Genomic DNA, 18,258 nt, shown 5'->3' on the forward strand with positions numbered 1-18,258 from the left:
TCCTCCAGTATCCGCTGCCGGAATTGACGGCGGAAGTCGTTGATCGAACGGCAGGCCCTCCCGGCCCGCCGCAGTCATTGCTTCAGCGAGCCCATGGTCAGGCCCCGCACCAGATGGCGCTGGACCAGAAGGACGACGAAGAAGGCAGGCACGATCGCAGCGGCGCCAAGGGCGGCCATGTTGCCCCAGGCGGTTCCGATCGAAGTCACGAAGGTGGACGACACCACGGGCACGGTCTTCAGGCCCGTCTGGGTGAGCGTGAGGACGAACAGAAATTCCGTCCACGAGAAGATGAAGCAGAGCACGGCCGTGGCCGCGATCCCGCCTTTCGCCATCGGCAGCACGACGCGCCGGAAGATCGTCCAGCGGGATGCCCCGTCGAGGAGCGCGCTCTCGTCGATCTCGGCCGGGATATCGTCGAAGAAGCTCTTCAGGAGCAGCACCGCCAGCGGCAGGTTCATGAGCCCGTGGATCAGAATCACGCCGATATAGGTGTCGAGCAGGTTGAACTGCTTGAAGATGAAGAACATCGGGATGGCGACGGCCACCGGCGGCATCATGCGCGTCGACAGCACCCAGTTGACGAATTCGTGGCGTCCGCGGAAATGCATCCGCGACAGCGCATAGGCGGCGAAGGTCGCAACCGTGATGGCGAGCACGGTCGACATCGACGCGACGACGATCGAATCCCACAGCCGCGGCGCCATGTAGAAGTTGCCGCCGCCCGGAGCCACGGCCTCCTGCCGGGCAAAGCCGAAGGACACGCCGAAGACCTGCTCGAAATTGCGCATCGTCGGCTGGAAGTCGAAGATGATCGGCGGCCAGTTGAAGATGTCCTTGGAATCGCGGAACGCGACCGAGGTCCAGAAATAGATCGGAAAGAAGAAGGCGCCGACGACCAGCCAGCCGGCGATGGTGCGAAGGGTGCGGACGAGCTTGCTCTGATGCATGTTACCACCTGACCTTCGCGACACGGATGAAGAGGTTGGCCAGAACCATGACGATCACGAGGCTCGTCAGGCTGAGCGTTGCGCCATAGCCCCATTTGAGAAACGAGAAGGTCTGCTGCCAGGCGTAGAGGCTGACCGTGTAGGTCGCCGTTCCCGGTCCGCCCGAGGTCATGACGAAGACGTAGTCGAACACCCGGAAGAGATCGATGCCGCGCAGCAGGACCGCGACCGCGATCACCCGCGACATCATCGGCAGGGTCAGCCGGCGAAACATCTGGAACGCCGAGGCGCCGTCGATCGAGGCGGCTTCGTAGGGCTCCGCCGGCAGCGAGCGCAGGCCGGCCATGAAGATCAGCACCATGAACGGCGTCCACTGCCAGATTTCCGCGACGAGCACGCCGAGCAGCGCGAGCGAGGAGGTGCCGAGGATCGGCGTGGACTTGTCGAGCAGGCCGAGCTGCCCGAGGAAATAGGAGAGGACGCCGAACTGGGCGTCTTCCATCAGGAGGAACATCATGCCGGCGATGGCGGGCGGGATGACCAGCGTCATCGACAGGATGGCGCGCAGGGCGGCAAATCCCGGCAGCTCCGCATCGAGCAGCATCGCGATCGACATGCCGAGGATGATCTCGACCGTCAGCGCGATGACGAAATAGAGGAAGGTAACGCCGAGCGCCCCCCAGAACCGGCCGTCATTGACGAGCTGCACCCAGTTGGCCATGCCGACGAATTTGAGCGTTCTCTGCCGGGGAACGAATTCGTGGAAGCTGAGCCAGATATTGTAGAACAGCGGATAGATGGTGAAGACCACCAGCAGCGCGACGAGCGGCAGCAGCCAGGGCCACGGCGAGTCCGAGATCGCGATGCGTTTCACCTGTGCAATGGACATTGCGGTTCTTTCCTCCCAGAAAAACCGGCGCAGGCCGCGCCGCATGCTCGTCCCGTCTTCCCGGCCCTTAAGCCGATTTCCGTCTTCCGCAGCCATTCTCCCGATGATGCGAAAGGCGGTCAGTGCGACCGGCGCGCGGCCGATCGGCGTTTGCTCTAGGGTTCGGCCGCGGCCGCCGTCGCCGCTGCGGTGTCGCCCCCCGATGCCCGCGCGGCGCGGCGTCTCTGCGCCATGAAGACATCGAGCGCGGCGATCTCTTCGGCCGTCATGCGCAATCCCGATTTGGTGCGACGCCAGACGATATCGGCGGCCACGCGGGCATACTCCCGGTCCATCAGGAACACGACCTCGCGTTCCGTCAGCGACCCGCCGAAGGCGCGCCCGAGATCGTCCGCGCGGCGCGCGGTGCCGAGGATGTCGCGCGCTTCCAGTCCGTAATGGCGCACGAGGCGGCGCGCCTCGCGTTCCGACAGGAAGCGGTAGGCCCGGCAGAGGTCGCGCGCCACGTCGCCGGCCGTTCCGGCCTCGAAATCGCCGCCCGGCAGAGCCCGCGTCGCCGTCCAGCCGCGCTTTGCCGAAATGCCGGGAAACACCGCGGCAAGCCTGTCGAGGGCATCTTCGGCAAGGCAGCGATAGGTCGTGATCTTGCCGCCGAACACGGACAGGAGCGGCGCACCACCGAACGCGGCCTCCGCTGCGGCATCCGGCAAAGGGCCAGAGCCTGACCCATTTCCTGACCCGGACCCGGGATCGAGGGACAGAACGTAGTCGCGCGTGGTCTCCTGCGCGGTCTCGGCGCCGTCGTCATAGAGGGACCGTACGCCGGAATAGGTCCAGACGACGTCCTCCTCGGTGATCGCACGCTTGAAATAGGACGAGACGGCGCGGACCAGATAGGCGATCTCCTCGGGCGTGGCGTGCACGTCGCACGGATCGCCGCGATAGTCCTGATCGGTCGTGCCGATCAGCGTGAAGTCGTCCTCATAGGGAATGGCGAAAATGATCCGGCCGTCCGGATTCTGGAAGATGTAGCAGCGGTCGTGGTCGTAGAGTTTCCGCACGACGATGTGGGACCCCTGGACCAGCCGTGCGCGGCCCGCCACATTCGCACCCGCCACGCCCGAGAGGAAGGTGTCGACCCAGGGGCCGGCGGCATTGACCAGGGCGCGGGCGCGAACCTCGCTCCGCTCGCCGGTTTCCTCGTCCTGGAGCGTCAGCCGCCAGTGGTCCGCCTCCCGCCGCGCTGCAACGCAGGCCGTCCGCACGCGGATATCGGCGCCGTTCTCGGCGGCGTCGCGAACATTCAGCACGACGAGGCGGTTGTCCTGCACCCAGCAGTCGGAATACTCGAACCCGATGGCGGAGACGTCGCGCAGCGGCAGCCCCACCGGGTCGGTGCGCAGGCGGCGGGTCACCGTTGCCGGCAGGCGCTTGCGGCCGCCCAGATGGTCGTAGAGGAAGAGCCCGAGACGCAGAAGCCAGGCGGGGCGCAGCCCCTTGCGGTGCGGCAGCACGAAGCGCAGCGGCCAGATGATATGCGGCGCGATGGCCCAGAGCCGTTCGCGCTCCGCCAGCGCATGGCGCACCAGCCTGAAATCGTAATGTTCGAGGTAGCGCAGCCCGCCATGGATCAGCTTGGTCGAGGCCGACGAGGTGGCCGCACCGAGATCGCCGCGTTCGACCAGGAGCACCTTCAGGCCGCGACCGGCTGCATCCCGCGCGATGCCGGCGCCGTTGATGCCGCCGCCGACGATCGCAAGGTCGAGGACGGGCGCGTTCATGCCGCATCCCTCCGCGGGCGGGCGGTCAGGAGATGCTCGGCGACCTCCACGAAGCCATGGCCGCCGCGCGCCGCGGTCACATAGGTCGGATCCGCCTCCATGCGCCCTTCGAACTGCAGAACGTTGGCGACGCCGCAGGCATGGGGGAAGAAGCCGAACATCGGGGCGTCGTTGGGGCTGTCGCCGACGAAGACGATCGCGTCCTGCTCCCGGTCGATGTCGATCCCGAGAATGTCGGCGGCAAAGCGGCGCGCCATGGTCAGCTTGTCGTAGGCGCCATACCACCCGTTCACATGGATAGAGGAAACCTTGGCGACGGCGCCCTCCTCTTCGAAGATGCTCTTGATGCGGTCCACGTCCGAGACCGCCAAAGGCGGGATGTCCTCGCACACATCGATGGCGAGGTCCGCCTCGCGGTAAAGCTGGTCGGCCGACAGGGCGGCGCCGGGCACCTCGCGCAGGATGCGCTGCTTGATGTGCTGCAGTCGTTCCCGGTCGTTTGCCCGTTGCTGATCGGCCACGGCGAAGACGCGGCGCATCCGGCGCATCGTCTCGTCATAGGCGAAATAGAAGGCGCCGTTTTCGCCGACGACGCCGGCGACCGGCCACATGCGGGCGATCATGTCGCACCATCCCGCGGGGCGACCGGTGATGGGGACCACAGCGATGCCCGCCGCCGTCAGCCGCTCCAGCGCGTCATAGGCGCAGGCGGGCAACCGGCCGTCATTCGTCAGCGTATCGTCGATGTCGGCGAAGATCACCCGGATCCGCGACGCAACCTCGACCGGCATGTCCAGGATCGGTCGCATCCGGTCAGGCCTCCCCGGCTGCGAAATCCTCGAGAATGCCGGCATCCGCCGCGACATCGAGGAAGGAATAGCGGTTGCGCATCTCGCGGCTGTGGACCACGGCCTCGCGATAGCGCGCGGCGGGCAGGCCGAGATCCGCGGCGGTCATCGGGCCGCCGGCGTCCGACAGAAGCGTTTCCATCTCGGTCACCGGCAGGGCGAACGCGTCGAGCTCCGCCCGCAGCGTCGGCCAGAGCTCCGCAAACCGCTCGTTGATGCGGGCCGCGCCGTGCGCGTCGAAGATCTTGTCCTTCAGCTCGGCAAAGCACTGGGCCGCGATGTCGGGCCCCATGCGCCGGGCCATGTCGACCGGGTCGATGCGGGTCGGCCGGATCACCGGCGGTGTCTCGCTGTCGAGAAAATGCCGCTGCAGGCGGGCCATCGTCAGCGTGGCGACGCCGACCTGCTGGCCATGCAGCGTGCCGGGATGGTCGGCGCCGGCAAAGCAGTCGATGTAATGGGAAATCTGGTGTTCGCCCATGGAGCCGTGATTGGACATGCCGGTAAAGGAGACGCCGAGGCCGCAGAGCGTGAGGACGCGGTGGAGATAGCCGTTGGCGGCGATGTCCCCCTCGGCGATACCGGCGGCACGGGCGTTCAGCTCCGCTTCGTCCGTCTCCTGGATGATGTAGGGAACGCTCGAATAGAGCGTGGACAGAAGCCGGTGCGACATCCACCAGTCGACCTGCGCGACCGAGCGCACGAGGCAATCCGCAAAGCCCGCCGCCGAAAGATGGCGCGGTGCGGCAGCGCTGACGCCGAGATCGACGAAGAAGCCCGCCGGTCCCTGCGAGGGCAGCGACACCTTCAGGCCGCTGTCGAGGGTGATGGAGGCGGTGGTCGAGGTGTAGCCGTTCATCGAGGCTGCCGTGCCGAACACGGCATAGCGCTTTCCGGCCTTGCCGGTAACGAACTTGACGAGATCGTTGATCGTGCCGGACCCGACCGCGACCACCGCATCGGCGCCTTGCAGCTTTTCGCCGAGCACCTGCGCCTGCGCCATGTCGGCATGGGGATGGTCGAGAACCACGGTTTCCACCGGCCCGAGCCGCCGCAGCGCGGTCGCGACGCGCGCGCCCATCGCGTCCCAGCTGTTGGTGTCCGTCACGACGGTGAAACGTTCCCCGAGGCCAAGGCCCGCAACGAGATCGGCTTCCGCACCGTCGAGGCTTTCGTCGATCACGATGGTTTCATAGGGAACGCTGGCGAGCCGGCCCGTCTCGGGATTGGTCCATCTGCCCGCGACGATTTCGTCGATCAGGGCCGTCCAGCGGGCACCCGGGCGCGGGGCCGTATCCATCGTTCGGTGTTCCATACCTGCAGGGCCTCCTCGCCTTTCGTTCAAATGACAACGGCTTGTGTCATATGTCAATACACAAGACAGTGGAAGTTGACAAATGACAGCGCCAGCGTCAGATAGGGTATGGCCAAGGCAAAGACGTCAGATCGCATCGAGGTTGAAAAGGGCGCGCTCGTGCCCACGGAATTCGACGATTCCATCATGTGGGCGGCATGGCTCTATTATGCCGACCAGATGACGCAGAGCGAGATCGCCAAGCGGCTGAACGTCTCGCGCGCGACGATCGTCAATTATCTCCAGGAGGCGCGCGAGCGCGGGATCGTCTCCGTTCACATCAACCCGAAGGCCGGCAACCGCACGAGCGCCGCGCGTGCGCTCATGGACACGTTCGGGCTCGCCGGCGCCTTCGTCATTCCGGACGGGGACGAGCAGGCGCTCGTCCAGCGGCTCGGCGATGCCGGCGCGCGGGTTCTGGCGGACCAGATGGAAGACGGCGATACGATCGGCGTCGCCTGGGGGCGCACGGTGCTGGCGGTGGCCGACCAGATCGCCCTGACGCGGCCGGTGCGCAATCTCACGGTGGTGCAGGTGTCCGGCAGCTCGACCGGCGAGGCCGACTTCTCGCCGGAACTGTGCACGTCGATCCTGTCGAACCGTATCCATGCGCGCTGCGTCAACCTGCTGGCGCCGGCCGTGCTGTCGACCAAGGCCCTCAAGGCGCTGCTTCTGGCCGAACCCGTGCTCTTGAAGCAGATGGACCTTGTCCATTCGGCCAACCGGATCCTCTTCGGCGTCGGCGACATCGGGCCGAAAAGCACGGTGCGTCAGGCGGGGATCGGCGAGCCCGAGGAGATCGACGACTATGTGGCGCGGGGCGCCACGGCCGTGATCATCGGCCGCTTCATCGATGCCCATGGCGGCGCGGTCGGAGGCCCGCATGACGAGCGCATTGTCGGCATCACGCTCGACGAACTGAAGAACATACCGAGCCGGATCTGCGTTGCGGGCGGCCCGTCGAAGATCAGGGCGATCATCGCCACGCTCGAGGCGGGCTACGTCACGCATTTCATCACGGACATGGCGACCGCCGAAGCCCTGATCGGCGCGTCCGGCGCAGCCTGAGGCGGGCTTGACGCGCGACGGGCCCGCAGGCGCCGAACCGGACAGAGGATCCATATCGATTTGAAACGCTGAGACGAGATGTGCGCGATCCGGGGGAGGAGACCCGGAGGGTGCGGACCGGGCCGATATCCGTCGGGCAAGGCATCTCATGGCAGAGGGAGGAGCACTGCATGCCTGATCGTGACCGTTTCGTCATCGGAATCGATTCGTCCACCCAGTCGGTCAAGGCGATCGCCTGGACGCCGGATGGCCGCTGCCATGCGGAGGGTCGCGCGCCGCTGACGATCAGCACGCCGAGCGCCGTGCGCGCCGAGCAGAACGCCGAGGACTGGTGGACCGCGACCTGCACCGCCCTGCAGTCGCTGATGCGGCAGGTGGACCGCGACCGCATCGACGGCATCGCCATTTCCAACCAGCGGGAAACCATGGTGCTCGTCGATGCCGACGATCGGCCGCTTGCGCCGGCGACGCTCTGGCTCGACCGGCGCGCCCACGAGATCGTGCCGGTGCTGGCCGGCGAGCTCGGCGCCGACCGCCTGCATGCCATCTCCGGCAAGCCGGTGGATGTCATTCCCTGCGTCTACCGTCTGCGCTATTTCCGCGCGCATGAGCCTGCCCTTCTCGACGCGGCGGCGCGCATCCTCAGCGTTCACGATTTTCTCACGCTGAAGCTGACCGGCGCGGCCGCGGCCAGCTGGACGAGCGCGGATCCCTTCGGCATCCTCGACATCGCCAGCAAGACCTGGTCGCGCGAGATCCTCGACCACCTCGACATTCCCCCGAGCAAGCTTCCGGCGCTCCATGCGCCGGGGTCCGCGATCGGGCAGGTCACTGCACACGCGGCGGCGGCGACGGGCCTTCGGCCGGGCACGCCGGTCTTTGCAGGCGGCGGCGACGGCAATTGTGCCGGCCTCGGCGTCAACGCCATCCAGGAAGGGGCGGTCTATCTCAATCTCGGCACGGCGGTCGTCGGCGGCCTGTGGTCGGCAACGCCCGAACGCAGCAATTACTGGCGCACGCTGGTGTCCCCGAGCGGCGAGGGCTATCTGCTCGAAAGCTGCCAGCGGGGTGGCGCCTACTTCTTCAACTGGCTGCTCGACGCCTTTGCCGGCGGGCGGGGCGATCCCGGCATTTTCGAGCGGCTGGAATCCGAGGCGATCCGGCTTCCGGTCGGTTCGGACGGCGTCACCGTCTGCTCCTATCTCGTCGGCTGCATGGACCCGCACTGGGACGACACGGCGCGCGCGACCTTTTCCGGCATGGGGCCCGATACCGGCATCGGCCATCTCTACCGGGCATCGATGGAGGCGATCACGCTGGAATTTGCGCGCTCGCTGGCCAAGATGCGCGAGAGCGGCGGCAAGGCCGACCGCCTCTTCGTCATCGGGGGCGGCGCGGAAAGCCGGCTCTGGCGCCGGATGGTGGCCGATGCGACGGGCCTGCCCGTCATCCGCAGCCTCTCCAACGAGGCGTCGGCGCTTGGCGCCGGCATGTCGGCTGCAGTCGGCGCCGGCTGGTATGGCGGCTTCCGGGAGGCCGCCGATGCCATGACCCGCCTTGCCGAGGAAACCCCGCCCGATCTCGCCGCCCGCCCGCTCTGGGACGACCTCTCCGAACGGCAGGGGCGCCTGTACGCGGCGACCCGCCAGCAGACGACGCCGACGCATTCCTGAGCCGGAAACGAGAGCCGGTCGTCTGGCGGACGGCCGGCTCTTCCCGGATCAATTTTGCCCGGACCAAACTTGTCCAGATCAACGTTGCCCAGTTCGACTTTCCCGCCATCGACGTTCTGCGGACCGGCGCGTCACCCCGCCGTTGCGATCGCGTCCAGACGGGCGAGCGTGTCGGCCGAAAGCGTGAGGTGGGCGGCCGCCAGGTTCTCGCGCAAATGGGGGCGGGAGGATGTGCCGGGGATGAGGAGGATGTTGGGCGCGCGGGCAAGCAGCCAGGCGAGCGCCACCTGCATCGGGGTCGCGCTGAGGTCCGCCGCAACCGCGGTGAGCGTTGCCGACTGCAGGGGCGAGAAGCCACCGAGCGGAAAGAAGGGCACATAGGCCGTGCCGGCCGCTGCGAGGTCGTCGATCAACGCGTCGTCGCCGCGATGGGCGAGATTGTACTGGTTCTGCACGCAGACGATTTCGGCGATGCCGCGTCCCTCTGCGATCTGCGCCGGAGTGACGTTGGAGAGGCCGATATGGCGGATGAGGCCCTTTGCCTGGAGCTCCGCCAGCACGGCGAGCGGCGCTGCGATCGATCCGTCGGCCGGCCCGTGCACGTCGAACATGGCACGCAGGTTGACGACGGGCAGCGTCTCGAGCCCGAGATTCTCGAGGTTGTCGTGCACCGCCCTGGTCAGGTCTTCCCGCGAGAAGGCGGGGTTCCAGGAGGCGTCCGCACCGCGCACGGCGCCGACCTTGGTGACGATGACGAGACGATCCGGATAAGGATGGAGCGCTTCGCGAATGATCTGGTTGGTGATGTGCGGGCCGTAGAAATCGCTGGTGTCGATATGATCGACGCCGCTGTCCACCGCCTCCCGCAGGACCGCGATGGCTTCCGCGCGGTCGCGCGGCGGTCCGAAGACGCCCTTGCCGGCAAGCTGCATGGCGCCGTAGCCGAGACGCGAAACGGAGAGATCCCCGAGATGATAGGTGCCTGTCGTGTGGATATCGGTCATGGAACCCTCCTTGTGACGATGAGCATGAGATAGCGCCGGCAACAGCGCTTGATAATCCGCGCCAATGCGCACAGGTTGTGCGGGCTGGCGGACAATCATGTCGGCGCAGACCCCGAAAGCACGATGCGTGAAAAGGATTCACGCACCGCGTTTCTACGTTTTTGTTTTGATGCATGTCGTTTCCCGAAACCGCTGCACACGTTCGGGCGATATGCAGGCGTGCAGGAGAAGGCGTGATCGAAAACGGAAGCTTCGAGATCGGAGATGTGAAGGCGTTCCTGCGGGTTGCCGCAGCCGGCGGCTTTCGCGAGGCGGCGCGCGCGTCCGGCAGCAGCGCGTCGGCGCTGAGCGATGCCGTTCGTCGTCTCGAAGCCCAGCTCGGGACCCGGCTTCTCAACCGCACGACGCGCAGCGTGATGGCGACGGAGGCTGGCCGGGCGCTGATCGAGCGGGTCGACCCGGCCATGCGCGAGATCGATACGGCGCTCCGCCACGTCGTCGGCCTGGGGGAACGGCCGGCCGGGAGCCTGAAGCTCAATGTGCCGATGAGCGCGGCGCGGCTGATTTTGCCGCAGATCGTCCCGGCCTTTCTGCAGGCCTATCCCGAGATCCGCCTGGAGATCATGACCGACGAGACCTTCGTCGACATCAACGCCGCCGGCTGCGATGCAGGGATCCGTTATGACGAGCGGCTGGAGCAGGACATGATCGCGGTGCCGATCGGCCCGCGCATCCAGCGTTTTGCGACGGCCGCCGCGCCTGCCTACCTGGCGGAGCGGGGGCGACCGGTGCATCCGCGCGATCTGCTGTCGCATGCCTGCATCCGCAGCCGCTTTGCCGGGCGGTCCGTCACACCCTGGGAGTTCGAGCGCGGCACCGAAACGGTCCGGGTCGATCCGGCAGCGCAGCTTGTCGTGCAGGCCGGCGGCGGCTCGGATCTTGGCGTTCTCGCCGCCGTTCAGGGTCTCGGCGTCGTTTCGCTGTTTGAGGGCTGGCTGCAGCCGTATTTCGATACGGGGGCACTGGAGCCGGTTCTTGCGGACTGGTGGCCCCGCTTTCCGGGCCCTTTTCTCTACTATCCCGGCCGCCGCCTCGTGCCGAGCCCGCTGCGCGCCTTCATCGATTTCATCAAGGCGCGCCGCCATCAGGACGTGCCGGACGGACGATCGCCGACGGCGGTCTGACCCCGTCGGCCAAGGGCCCGTTCAGGGGATGCGGGCGATGACCTTGATCTCGAAGTCGAAGCCGGCAAGCCAGGTGACGCCGATGGCGGTCCAGGCGGGATAGGGCTTCGTGCCCAGATATCGGTCCTTGATCGGCAGCACGGACGCCAGCTGGCGTTCAGGATCGGTGTGGAAGCTCGTGACGTCGAGCACGTCGTCGAAGGTGCAGCCGGCAGCGGCAAGCGTCGCCTTCAGATTTTCGAACGCCCGTTCGACCTGATCTGCGAAGTCCGGCTCCGGCGAGCCGTCGGCGCGACTGCCGACCTGGCCGGACACGAACAGGAGATCGCCCGAGCGGATGGCGGCGGAATAGCCGTGCCGTTCGTAGAGCGCGTGGCGGTCGGCGGGAAAGATGGCCTGGCGGGTGGTCATGGCGTGATCCTCGTGGGGTTGCCGGGGTGGTGGCCGAAGCACACGGCTTCCGGACGCAACGAAATTCAGATACGCTGCGTATGCAGATACCTAATGGCATACGCAGCGTATGTCAATTACAGATACGTCTCGTATGTGAAAGAGGAACGGCATGGCGCGAACACGGGCGGAAACCATGGAGGAAAACCGGTCGAAGCTGATCGCCGCCGGACGACGCGCCTTTGCCGAGAAGGGCTATGCGGCGGCGTCCATGGATGAGCTGACGGCGGAGGTCGGGCTGACGCGCGGCGCGCTCTATCACAATTTCGGCGACAAGAAGGGCCTGTTTGCGGCCGTCGTCGACCAGATCGACGGCGAGATGGCGGGGCGGGCGCGTGCGGCCGCCACCGAGACGGGTGACGGCTGGGCGGGTCTGCTGGCCGAGGGTACGGCCTATATCGAGATGTCGCTCGACCCGGAGGTCCAGCGCATCGTGCTTCTCGACGGGCCGGCGGTGCTGGGCGATCCGTCGCAATGGCCGAGCCAGGATACCTGTCTGCAGGTGACGCGACGCACGATCGAGCGACTGATCGAGGCCGGCACCGTCAAACCGGTCGATGCGGAGGCCGCCGCCCGGCTGATCAGCGGCGCCGCGCTCAATGCCGCGCTCTTCGTCGCTGCGGGCGACGACGCGGCCGGCAGGCTTCCCAAGGCGACCGAGGCGTTCCGGGCGCTGGCGACGGGGCTGCTCGCCGAGCCGCGCCCGCGCTGAGCGCGCATGCATGCTGCCCGAACGCGTGCAGCGGTTTCGGGGAAACGACATGCATCACAACAAGACCTTGAAGCGCGTTGCGTCGATCCTTTTTCACGCAGCGCGCTTTAGGTGGATCGCAGGTTCACCCGGTGTTCGCGCCAGACGGTGAAGAGCCCGGCGCCGACCACGATCATCGCGCCGATGATCATGTTTACCGTGATCGTCTCGCCGAAGAAGAGCACGGCCACACCGCCGCTGAACACGAGCTGCAGATAGGTCAGCGGCTGTACCTCGACGGCCGTCAGCAGGCTGTAGGCCTTGATCAGGAAGTAATGGCTGCTGGCGCCGCAGATGCAGAGCGCGATCATGGCGGGCCAGTCGGCCGGTGCGATGGGCGTCCAGTAGAAGGGGCCGACGAAGGTTGCGGCAATCGCGCCGAACACGCTGGCATAGAGAACGCTCGTCATGGCGGAATCGTGCCGGCTCACCGCCCGGGTGGCGATGCTGTAGAAGCCGTACATGAAGGCGGCTGCCAGCGGCACGAGGAGGCGGAGGTCGAACTGCACCGAGAGCGGATCGAGAATGACGAACACGCCGAACAGGCCGGCGAGCACCGCAAGGCCACGCCGCCAGCCGACCTTTTCTCCGAGCAGCGGCACCGACAGCACGGTCACGATCAGCGGCGTCGCCTGCAGGATGGCCTGGCTCATGGCAAGGCCGGCGGTGATGAGCGCGAAAACGACAACGACGACTTCGCCGACCAGAAGCACGCCCCGGAGAACCTGGAGAAGCGGCTGGCGGGTGACGAAGGCGCGTTTCAGTCCGCCGGGCGACATCGCCGCCATGAGCATGACGAAGACGGCAAAGGCCCAGAAGCGCACCATGACGATCATGATGGGCGGATATTTCTCGCCCAGCAGCTTGGAGAAGGCATCCTGTCCCGCAAAGATCGTGACGGCGAGGAGGACGTAGAGGTAGCCGCGGGTCTTGGAGGTCATGGGGATGGGGACACCCGGGGCGCCGGGACTGTCGAGGGCGCTGCGACGATCGGGGGCGCTGCGCCGATCGGGGGCATTGGAACGATCGGGGCCGCCGGGACGATCGGGACCGTCGGCACGTCTTGGATATCGGGCATGTCGGGCGTCATCCGGGCGTCGTTTCGGGCTGCAGGGGATCGGGCGTCAGATGGGTAAGCGTTTGCTTTCCACCTCGGTGCCCGTCTTCTGCCTAAGGCTTGTGCGGACGAACCGCAACGCCTTGTTGCGGCAAAACGGGGGCGACGCCCTCGTCGTCAGCGCAGGTCGGGAGCGCTCCAGCCCTTGGCCTCGTCCGTCCAGGCCTTGCCCGTGGCCTTGTCGAAGACGCAGAGCATCTTGCCATGCGCGCCCTTTAGTGCCTTTTGCGGAAAGACGCCACTGACCAGCGTGACCACCTTGCCGAGCGTATCGTCGAACGCGACGATCTCGGAGACATGGGCATGTTTCAGCCCGCTTGCCGTCGCACAGGTTTCTGCGACCTTGAGGTTGAAGGCCGCCCAGGCGTCGTCGGATGAGGCATGGGCAAGGGTCGCGGTCATCAGGACGGGCAGGCTCAGGATCAGAAGGCGCATGGATGTTTTCCTCGATTCGACGGGATCATAGTGTGGAGGATGGTTGCCATTGTGGCAGCGCCGGCCCGCATGCGCCGTGAAGCCGCCCTGCCGAAATGCCGCCGGCGCGGTTAGCGAAGCACGCGTCCCTCTGCCGCGACCAGCCGCCCGCCCTTGAACACGCGTCGCCCTTTCGGCACCGAGACGACGGCGAGCGGCACGTGGTCCGTCGGAAGGGTGACGAAGTCGGCCCGCGCGCCGACTGCGATGCCGTAATCTTCGAGCCGCAGCGCCCTGGCGCCTGCGGCGGTGACCACGTCGAAGGCGGCGGAAAGCTCGGCATCCGTGTAGAAGCCGGAACGGTAGCCGATGATTTCGGCGCGGCGCAGCATGTCGCCGTCGCCATAGGGCCACCAGCTATCGCGGATGTTGTCGCTGCCGCCGAAGACGACGACTCCTTCGTCTCTCAGCAGCGCCACCGGCGGGAAGGCGTGGTTGCCGGGCGCGTTGGTCATGATCGCGATGCCGGCCTGCGCGATGCGGGCCGCCAGGCGGCGCGCCGCATCGGGTGCGAGGTCGCCGATCCCATAGGCGTGGCTGATCGCGACATGCCCCTGCATGCCGAGCGCGACCGTGCGCGCACAGATCTCCTCGATCGTGAAGGCACCGAGCGTGCCCGCTTCGTGAAGATGGATGTCGATATCGACGCCGTGCTTCTGCGCCAGGCCGAAGACGACGTCGAGATGGCCCTTCACGTCCCGGTCGAAGCTGGCGGGATCGAGCCCGCCGACGAGATCCGCGCCAAGCGCCAGCGCGGCGTCGAGCAGGTCCGGCGTGCCCGGGCTCTTGAGGATGCCGGATTGCGGAAAGGCCACGAGCTGGATGTCGATCAGGTCCCTGTAGTCTTCGCGCACGGCGAGGATCGTTTCCAGCGACGCCAGCCCGACGGAGCCATCGACCATGACATGGCTGCGCATCTGCAGGGAGCCCTGCGCGATGCAGAGATCGAGCTGGTCGCGCGCCCGGCGATCCATGGGGGCGGCCGAGGCCATGTTTTCGGCCTGGAAGGCCACCCGCTCCTTTACGTCGAAACCCTTGGTGCAGGGCCGATGCGGGATCCAGCGATCACCGTAGAAACTGGTGTCGAGGTGGATATGTCCCTCCACGAAGCCGGGGACCAGCAGTGCGCCGCCGATGTCGACGGTTTCCACGCTGTCCGACGGCATGCCGGCCGGGGTGATCGCGACGATCCGCCCGCCGGTAACGGCGAGGTCGCAAAGCGTGCCGTCCATCAGCCGGGCATTGGTGAAGAGCGTGTCGGATCGGGTCATGTCGGACCTTTCAGGTGCAGCGTCGGGACGGGTCTCCGCCCTGGCGCGTCGTCTCGCCTGCGTTGCGGAGAACGGCCTTCGTTACCCCGTCCGCAGGCTAGGGCGCAAGACGCCAACCCCGCGACTTGGCCCCCGCCACTTGCCCCCCGCCACTTGCTTGCGCGCAATCGTCGGCATGTCCACGCGGCGCCGCACGGCGGGCCGAGGTTTGCGCCCGATCGTCCATCGCGCGGGCAGCGCCCGGCCCCGGTGAAGCATCTCCCCCGTGCCGCATTTCCCCGGTGCCGCATCTCCTCAGGTGTCGGTAAAGCCGAAGGGCGCGGCAGTTCGGCGGAAGTCGTCGATGAGGATCTGGCGGCCGATCGGTGGCTCGGCGCGTGCCGTGCAGGTGGCCCGCTGGCAAAGGCGGCAGGTGATGCCGACCAGCGTCGGCGTGCGGTCGCTGTCGGGCCGGACGTAGACGAGGCGATCGGCATGCTGCGCGTCGCAGACCAAGGCCACGGCGCGATCGACCCGGGTGACGCCATGGGCGCCGCCACCGGCGCTGACCGTACGGGCGATGGAGAAGAAGCGCTGCCCGTCGGGAAATTCCAGCCACTGGGTGACGATTTCGCCCGGCGTGCGAAACACCTGATGCACGGTCCACAGCGGACAGCTCCCGCCCGAGGCCGAGACGGGAAAGCGGGCGGCGTCCAGGCGCTTTGAAACATTGCCGGCGGCATCGAGCCGGATGAAGAAGAAGGGCACCCGCTCCTGTCCCGGCTTCTGCAGCGTGGTCAGCCGGTGGGCCGTCTGCTCGAAGCTGGTGACGAACTGGCGGGCCAGAGCGGCCAGATCGTAGCGCCGCGCCTCTACCGCCTTGGCAAAGGCGCTGTAGGGCATCAGAAGCGCCGCGGCGCCGTAGCTTGCCAGCGACCGGCGGGCCAGATTGGCGCTGGTTTCCGTCTGGAAATGCCCCTCGGCGACGGCATCGGCGATCTCCGTGCCGAATTCGAGATAGGCCAGCTGTTGGGCGAGCTGGAAATGCTGGCTTGCCATGTCGAGCGACTCATCCAGCAGGATCTGCTTGCGGTGCAGATCGTGCCGCCGCAGCGCGTCCGACATGATGGCGGAGGGGAGGCGGCGGATGCGCAGGCCGTGGCGCTCGAGCAAGTATGGCGCAAGGCCGCCTCTCTCCGTCACCGTTGCCGAGAGCTTTTCCGCCACCGTGTCGAGGGTCGGGAAGCTGTTCCGGCGTGCGGCAAGGAAGCGACGCGTCGCGGCCACCGGATCGACCGCCTCGGACCTTTGTGCCCCCTGGCCGGGAAGGCGCTCGGCAAGCGCGATCTGCGCCTCGCGATAGGCGGTGTAGAGCCGCAACAAGGCCTCGCTGAAACCCGGAAACCCGGTGGCCACCTCCGATGTCTCGGTTGCGGACAGGTCGATGTCGGCAAAGATCGGATCCTTCATCACGCTCTGCAGCCGAGCGGCATGGTCGGCACCGCCATCGCCGGCAAGATCGGCCAGATCGAACGTGTAGGCGCGCGCGAGCCGCAGCAGAACCTCCGCGGTGACAGGCCGATGATTGCGCTCCATCAAGGCGACATAGGAGGCCGAGACCTCGAGGTCGGCCGCCATCTCCGCCTGCGTCAGCCCGAGATTGCGGCGCAGCCGCCGCAGGCGCACGCCGACATACACCCCCTGCTTGTCTGCCACGGTGCCCCTCCATCCTTACAACATTACAAGCAAATTCTGTAATGCTTGACAAGTGTACACGGAAACGACGGACAGCCGCATGAGGGCTGCCGTACACAGGCTCCATCCGATAGAGGAGTATCCCGATGACCCCGATGAACCCGACGACCACCAGACCCGACGCAAGAGAGATCGAAGCCCTGATCGCCGCCCATCCGCGCTGGAGCGGCATCACGCCTGACGCCGTCCTCCGGATGCGACGGCAGAACCAGTTCCGGACCGGACTCGACATCGCGCGCTACACCGCCGGCATCCTGCGCCGCGACATGGCGGCCTACGACGCCGATCCCGCCGACTACACCCAGTCGCTCGGCTGCTGGCACGGCTTCATCGCCCAGCAGAAGATGATCTCGATCAAGAAGCACTTCGGGACGACGAAGGGCCGCTATCTCTATCTGTCCGGCTGGATGGTCGCGGCGCTGCGCTCCGAATTCGGCCCGCTGCCGGACCAGTCCATGCACGAAAAGACCAGCGTTCCCGCCCTGATCGCCGAACTCTACACATTCCTGCGGCAGGCCGATGCGCGCGAGCTCGGCATGCTGTTTCGCGATCTCGATGCGGCCCGCAGGGAAGGCGACAGCGCCCGGGAGCGCCAGCTGCAGCACGCGGTCGAGACCTACCAGACCCATGTCGTTCCCGTCATTGCCGACATCGACGCCGGTTTCGGCAACGCCGAAGCGACCTATCTGCTGGCCAAGAAGATGATCGAGGCGGGCGCCTGCGCCCTGCAGATCGAAAACCAGGTGTCCGACGAGAAGCAGTGCGGTCACCAGGACGGCAAGGTCACGGTTCCGCACGAGGATTTCATCGCCAAGATCCGCGCCTGCCGCTACGCCTTCCTCGAACTGGGCATCGACGACGGCATCATCGTCGCCCGGACGGATTCGCTCGGCGCCGGCCTCACCAAGCAGATCGCCGTCAGCACGCACGCCGGCGATATCGGCGACCTCTACAATTCCTACCTCGATTGCGACGAGGTCGCCGACCTCAGCTCTCAGAACGGCGATGTCATCCTCAACCGCGGCGGAAGGCTGATGCGCCCCAAGCGCCTGCCGTCCAATCTCTATCAGTTCCGCGAGGGAACAGGTGCGGATCGCTGCGTCCTCGACTGCATCACCGCGCTCCAGAACGGTGCCGACCTGTTGTGGATCGAGACGGAAAAGCCGGACATCGACCAGATCGCCGGCATGGTCGACCGTATTCGCGCGGTCGTTCCCGATGCCAAGCTGGTCTACAACAACTCGCCCTCGTTCAACTGGACGCTGAACTTCCGCCAGCAGGTGTTCGACGCCTGGAGCCGAGAGGGCAGGGACATGGCCGCCTATGATCGCGCCCGGCTGATGACCGTCGACTACGACGAGACGCCGCTCGGACGCGAGGCGGACGAGCGGATCCGCACCTTCCAACGCGATGCCGCCGCACGCGCCGGCATCTTCCACCACCTGATCACGCTGCCGACCTACCACACGGCCGCCCTGTCGACGGACACTCTGGCAAAGGCCTATTTCGGCGAAGCCGGCATGCTCGGCTACGTCAAGGGCGTCCAGCGCCGGGAAATCCGCGAAGGGATCGCCTGCGTCAAGCACCAGAACATGGCCGGCTCCGACCTCGGCGACGACCACAAGGAATATTTCGCCGGCGACGCCGCCCTCAAAGCCGGCGGCTCGCACAACACGATGAACCAGTTCGCAGCCTGAGGGCGCAACGGGG

16 protein-coding genes are annotated in these 18,258 nt (G+C 66.7%); 5 read left to right on the forward strand and 11 right to left on the reverse strand.

What is annotated here, in order from left to right; genetic code table 11:
• Window positions 1-74: 74 nt before the first annotated feature.
• From ASG03_RS14520 to ASG03_RS14540, 5 genes are all read right to left on the reverse strand, one after another.
• A complete protein-coding gene (locus tag ASG03_RS14520; RefSeq protein WP_062472988.1) occupies window positions 75-950 on the reverse strand; it encodes a carbohydrate ABC transporter permease in 876 nt (291 codons plus the stop codon).
• 1 nt (window position 951) lies between these two features.
• Window positions 952-1,839, reverse strand: a complete 888-nt coding sequence (locus ASG03_RS14525) for a carbohydrate ABC transporter permease (protein ID WP_062474442.1) — start codon at window positions 1,837-1,839, stop codon at window positions 952-954.
• Window positions 1,840-1,994: 155 nt separating this feature from the next.
• On the reverse strand, window positions 1,995-3,620 hold the full coding sequence (glpD, locus tag ASG03_RS14530) for a glycerol-3-phosphate dehydrogenase (protein ID WP_062694116.1): 1,626 nt from the start codon (window positions 3,618-3,620) through the stop codon (window positions 1,995-1,997).
• Window positions 3,617-4,429, reverse strand: coding sequence for an HAD family hydrolase (locus ASG03_RS14535; RefSeq protein WP_062472982.1), 813 nt, complete (start codon window positions 4,427-4,429; stop codon window positions 3,617-3,619). Before ASG03_RS14535 ends, glpD begins: the two co-directional genes overlap by 4 nt.
• Window positions 4,430-4,433: 4 nt before the next feature.
• On the reverse strand, window positions 4,434-5,783 hold the full coding sequence (locus tag ASG03_RS14540) for a sn-glycerol-1-phosphate dehydrogenase (RefSeq protein WP_156381843.1): 1,350 nt from the start codon (window positions 5,781-5,783) through the stop codon (window positions 4,434-4,436).
• 108 nt (window positions 5,784-5,891) lie between these two features.
• Here ASG03_RS14540 and ASG03_RS14545 point away from each other — a divergent pair, with 108 nt between their 5' ends.
• Both ASG03_RS14545 and ASG03_RS14550 read left to right on the forward strand, forming a co-directional pair.
• Window positions 5,892-6,890 carry a sugar-binding transcriptional regulator gene (locus tag ASG03_RS14545; protein WP_062694117.1) on the forward strand — a complete coding sequence of 333 codons (999 nt, stop codon included), beginning with the start codon at window positions 5,892-5,894 and terminating at the stop codon, window positions 6,888-6,890.
• A gap of 170 nt (window positions 6,891-7,060) precedes the next feature.
• Window positions 7,061-8,563: a xylulokinase gene (locus ASG03_RS14550; RefSeq protein ID WP_062694118.1), complete on the forward strand. Its 1,503-nt coding sequence runs from the start codon at window positions 7,061-7,063 to the stop codon at window positions 8,561-8,563.
• Window positions 8,564-8,694: 131 nt separating this feature from the next.
• Here the strand turns inward: ASG03_RS14550 and ASG03_RS14555 are convergent, their stop codons facing one another.
• Window positions 8,695-9,567, reverse strand: a complete 873-nt coding sequence (locus ASG03_RS14555; RefSeq protein WP_062694119.1) for an aldo/keto reductase family oxidoreductase — start codon at window positions 9,565-9,567, stop codon at window positions 8,695-8,697.
• Window positions 9,568-9,803: 236 nt separating this feature from the next.
• Here ASG03_RS14555 and ASG03_RS14560 point away from each other — a divergent pair, with 236 nt between their 5' ends.
• On the forward strand, window positions 9,804-10,751 hold the full coding sequence (locus tag ASG03_RS14560; protein ID WP_244475278.1) for a LysR substrate-binding domain-containing protein: 948 nt from the start codon (window positions 9,804-9,806) through the stop codon (window positions 10,749-10,751).
• Window positions 10,752-10,772: 21 nt separating this feature from the next.
• Here ASG03_RS14560 and ASG03_RS14565 read toward each other — a convergent pair whose 3' ends face one another.
• Window positions 10,773-11,162 (reverse strand): RidA family protein, encoded by a 390-nt coding sequence (locus ASG03_RS14565; RefSeq protein ID WP_062694120.1) that lies wholly within the window; start codon window positions 11,160-11,162, stop codon window positions 10,773-10,775.
• Window positions 11,163-11,313: 151 nt separating this feature from the next.
• On the opposite strand from ASG03_RS14565, the gene ASG03_RS14570 reads away from it, so the two are divergent.
• Window positions 11,314-11,913, forward strand: coding sequence for a TetR/AcrR family transcriptional regulator (locus ASG03_RS14570; RefSeq protein ID WP_062694121.1), 600 nt, complete (start codon window positions 11,314-11,316; stop codon window positions 11,911-11,913).
• A gap of 107 nt (window positions 11,914-12,020) precedes the next feature.
• Here the strand turns inward: ASG03_RS14570 and ASG03_RS14575 are convergent, their stop codons facing one another.
• The 4 genes from ASG03_RS14575 to ASG03_RS14590 form a co-directional block, all read right to left on the reverse strand.
• Window positions 12,021-12,893 carry a DMT family transporter gene (locus tag ASG03_RS14575; RefSeq protein WP_062694122.1) on the reverse strand — a complete coding sequence of 291 codons (873 nt, stop codon included), beginning with the start codon at window positions 12,891-12,893 and terminating at the stop codon, window positions 12,021-12,023.
• Window positions 12,894-13,186: 293 nt separating this feature from the next.
• Window positions 13,187-13,504, reverse strand: coding sequence for a hypothetical protein (locus tag ASG03_RS14580; RefSeq protein ID WP_062694124.1), 318 nt, complete (start codon window positions 13,502-13,504; stop codon window positions 13,187-13,189).
• Window positions 13,505-13,614: 110 nt separating this feature from the next.
• Window positions 13,615-14,814: an amidohydrolase family protein gene (locus ASG03_RS14585; RefSeq protein ID WP_062694126.1), complete on the reverse strand. Its 1,200-nt coding sequence runs from the start codon at window positions 14,812-14,814 to the stop codon at window positions 13,615-13,617.
• Between the two features lie 294 nt (window positions 14,815-15,108).
• Entirely contained in the window at window positions 15,109-16,509 is a 1,401-nt protein-coding gene (locus ASG03_RS14590) for a helix-turn-helix domain-containing protein (RefSeq protein WP_062694128.1), read from the reverse strand.
• Between the two features lie 134 nt (window positions 16,510-16,643).
• Here ASG03_RS14590 and ASG03_RS14595 point away from each other — a divergent pair, with 134 nt between their 5' ends.
• Window positions 16,644-18,245 (forward strand): isocitrate lyase, encoded by a 1,602-nt coding sequence (locus ASG03_RS14595; protein ID WP_082475789.1) that lies wholly within the window; start codon window positions 16,644-16,646, stop codon window positions 18,243-18,245.
• Window positions 18,246-18,258 lie beyond the last annotated feature (13 nt).

It is taken from the genome of Rhizobium sp. Leaf341 (genome assembly GCF_001424325.1).
In the GTDB taxonomy this organism is placed as follows: domain Bacteria; phylum Pseudomonadota; class Alphaproteobacteria; order Rhizobiales; family Rhizobiaceae; genus Ferranicluibacter.

Bases quoted from the DNA above. Each gene is read 5' to 3' on its own strand.
- ASG03_RS14540 (WP_156381843.1), bottom strand. From the start codon at position 5,783: ATGGAACACCGAACGATGGATACGGCCCCGCGCCCGGGTGCCCGCTGG.
- ASG03_RS14550 (WP_062694118.1), top strand. From the start codon at position 7,061: ATGCCTGATCGTGACCGTTTCGTCATCGGAATCGATTCGTCCACCCAG.
- ASG03_RS14525 (WP_062474442.1), bottom strand. From the start codon at position 1,839: ATGTCCATTGCACAGGTGAAACGCATCGCGATCTCGGACTCGCCGTGG.
- ASG03_RS14570 (WP_062694121.1), top strand. From the start codon at position 11,314: ATGGCGCGAACACGGGCGGAAACCATGGAGGAAAACCGGTCGAAGCTG.
- ASG03_RS14575 (WP_062694122.1), bottom strand. From the start codon at position 12,893: ATGACCTCCAAGACCCGCGGCTACCTCTACGTCCTCCTCGCCGTCACG.
- ASG03_RS14545 (WP_062694117.1), top strand. From the start codon at position 5,892: ATGGCCAAGGCAAAGACGTCAGATCGCATCGAGGTTGAAAAGGGCGCG.
- glpD (WP_062694116.1), bottom strand. From the start codon at position 3,620: ATGAACGCGCCCGTCCTCGACCTTGCGATCGTCGGCGGCGGCATCAAC.
- ASG03_RS14595 (WP_082475789.1), top strand. From the start codon at position 16,644: ATGAACCCGACGACCACCAGACCCGACGCAAGAGAGATCGAAGCCCTG.
- ASG03_RS14565 (WP_062694120.1), bottom strand. From the start codon at position 11,162: ATGACCACCCGCCAGGCCATCTTTCCCGCCGACCGCCACGCGCTCTAC.
- ASG03_RS14580 (WP_062694124.1), bottom strand. From the start codon at position 13,504: ATGCGCCTTCTGATCCTGAGCCTGCCCGTCCTGATGACCGCGACCCTT.
- ASG03_RS14535 (WP_062472982.1), bottom strand. From the start codon at position 4,429: ATGCGACCGATCCTGGACATGCCGGTCGAGGTTGCGTCGCGGATCCGG.
- ASG03_RS14555 (WP_062694119.1), bottom strand. From the start codon at position 9,567: ATGACCGATATCCACACGACAGGCACCTATCATCTCGGGGATCTCTCC.
- ASG03_RS14585 (WP_062694126.1), bottom strand. From the start codon at position 14,814: ATGACCCGATCCGACACGCTCTTCACCAATGCCCGGCTGATGGACGGC.
- ASG03_RS14520 (WP_062472988.1), bottom strand. From the start codon at position 950: ATGCATCAGAGCAAGCTCGTCCGCACCCTTCGCACCATCGCCGGCTGG.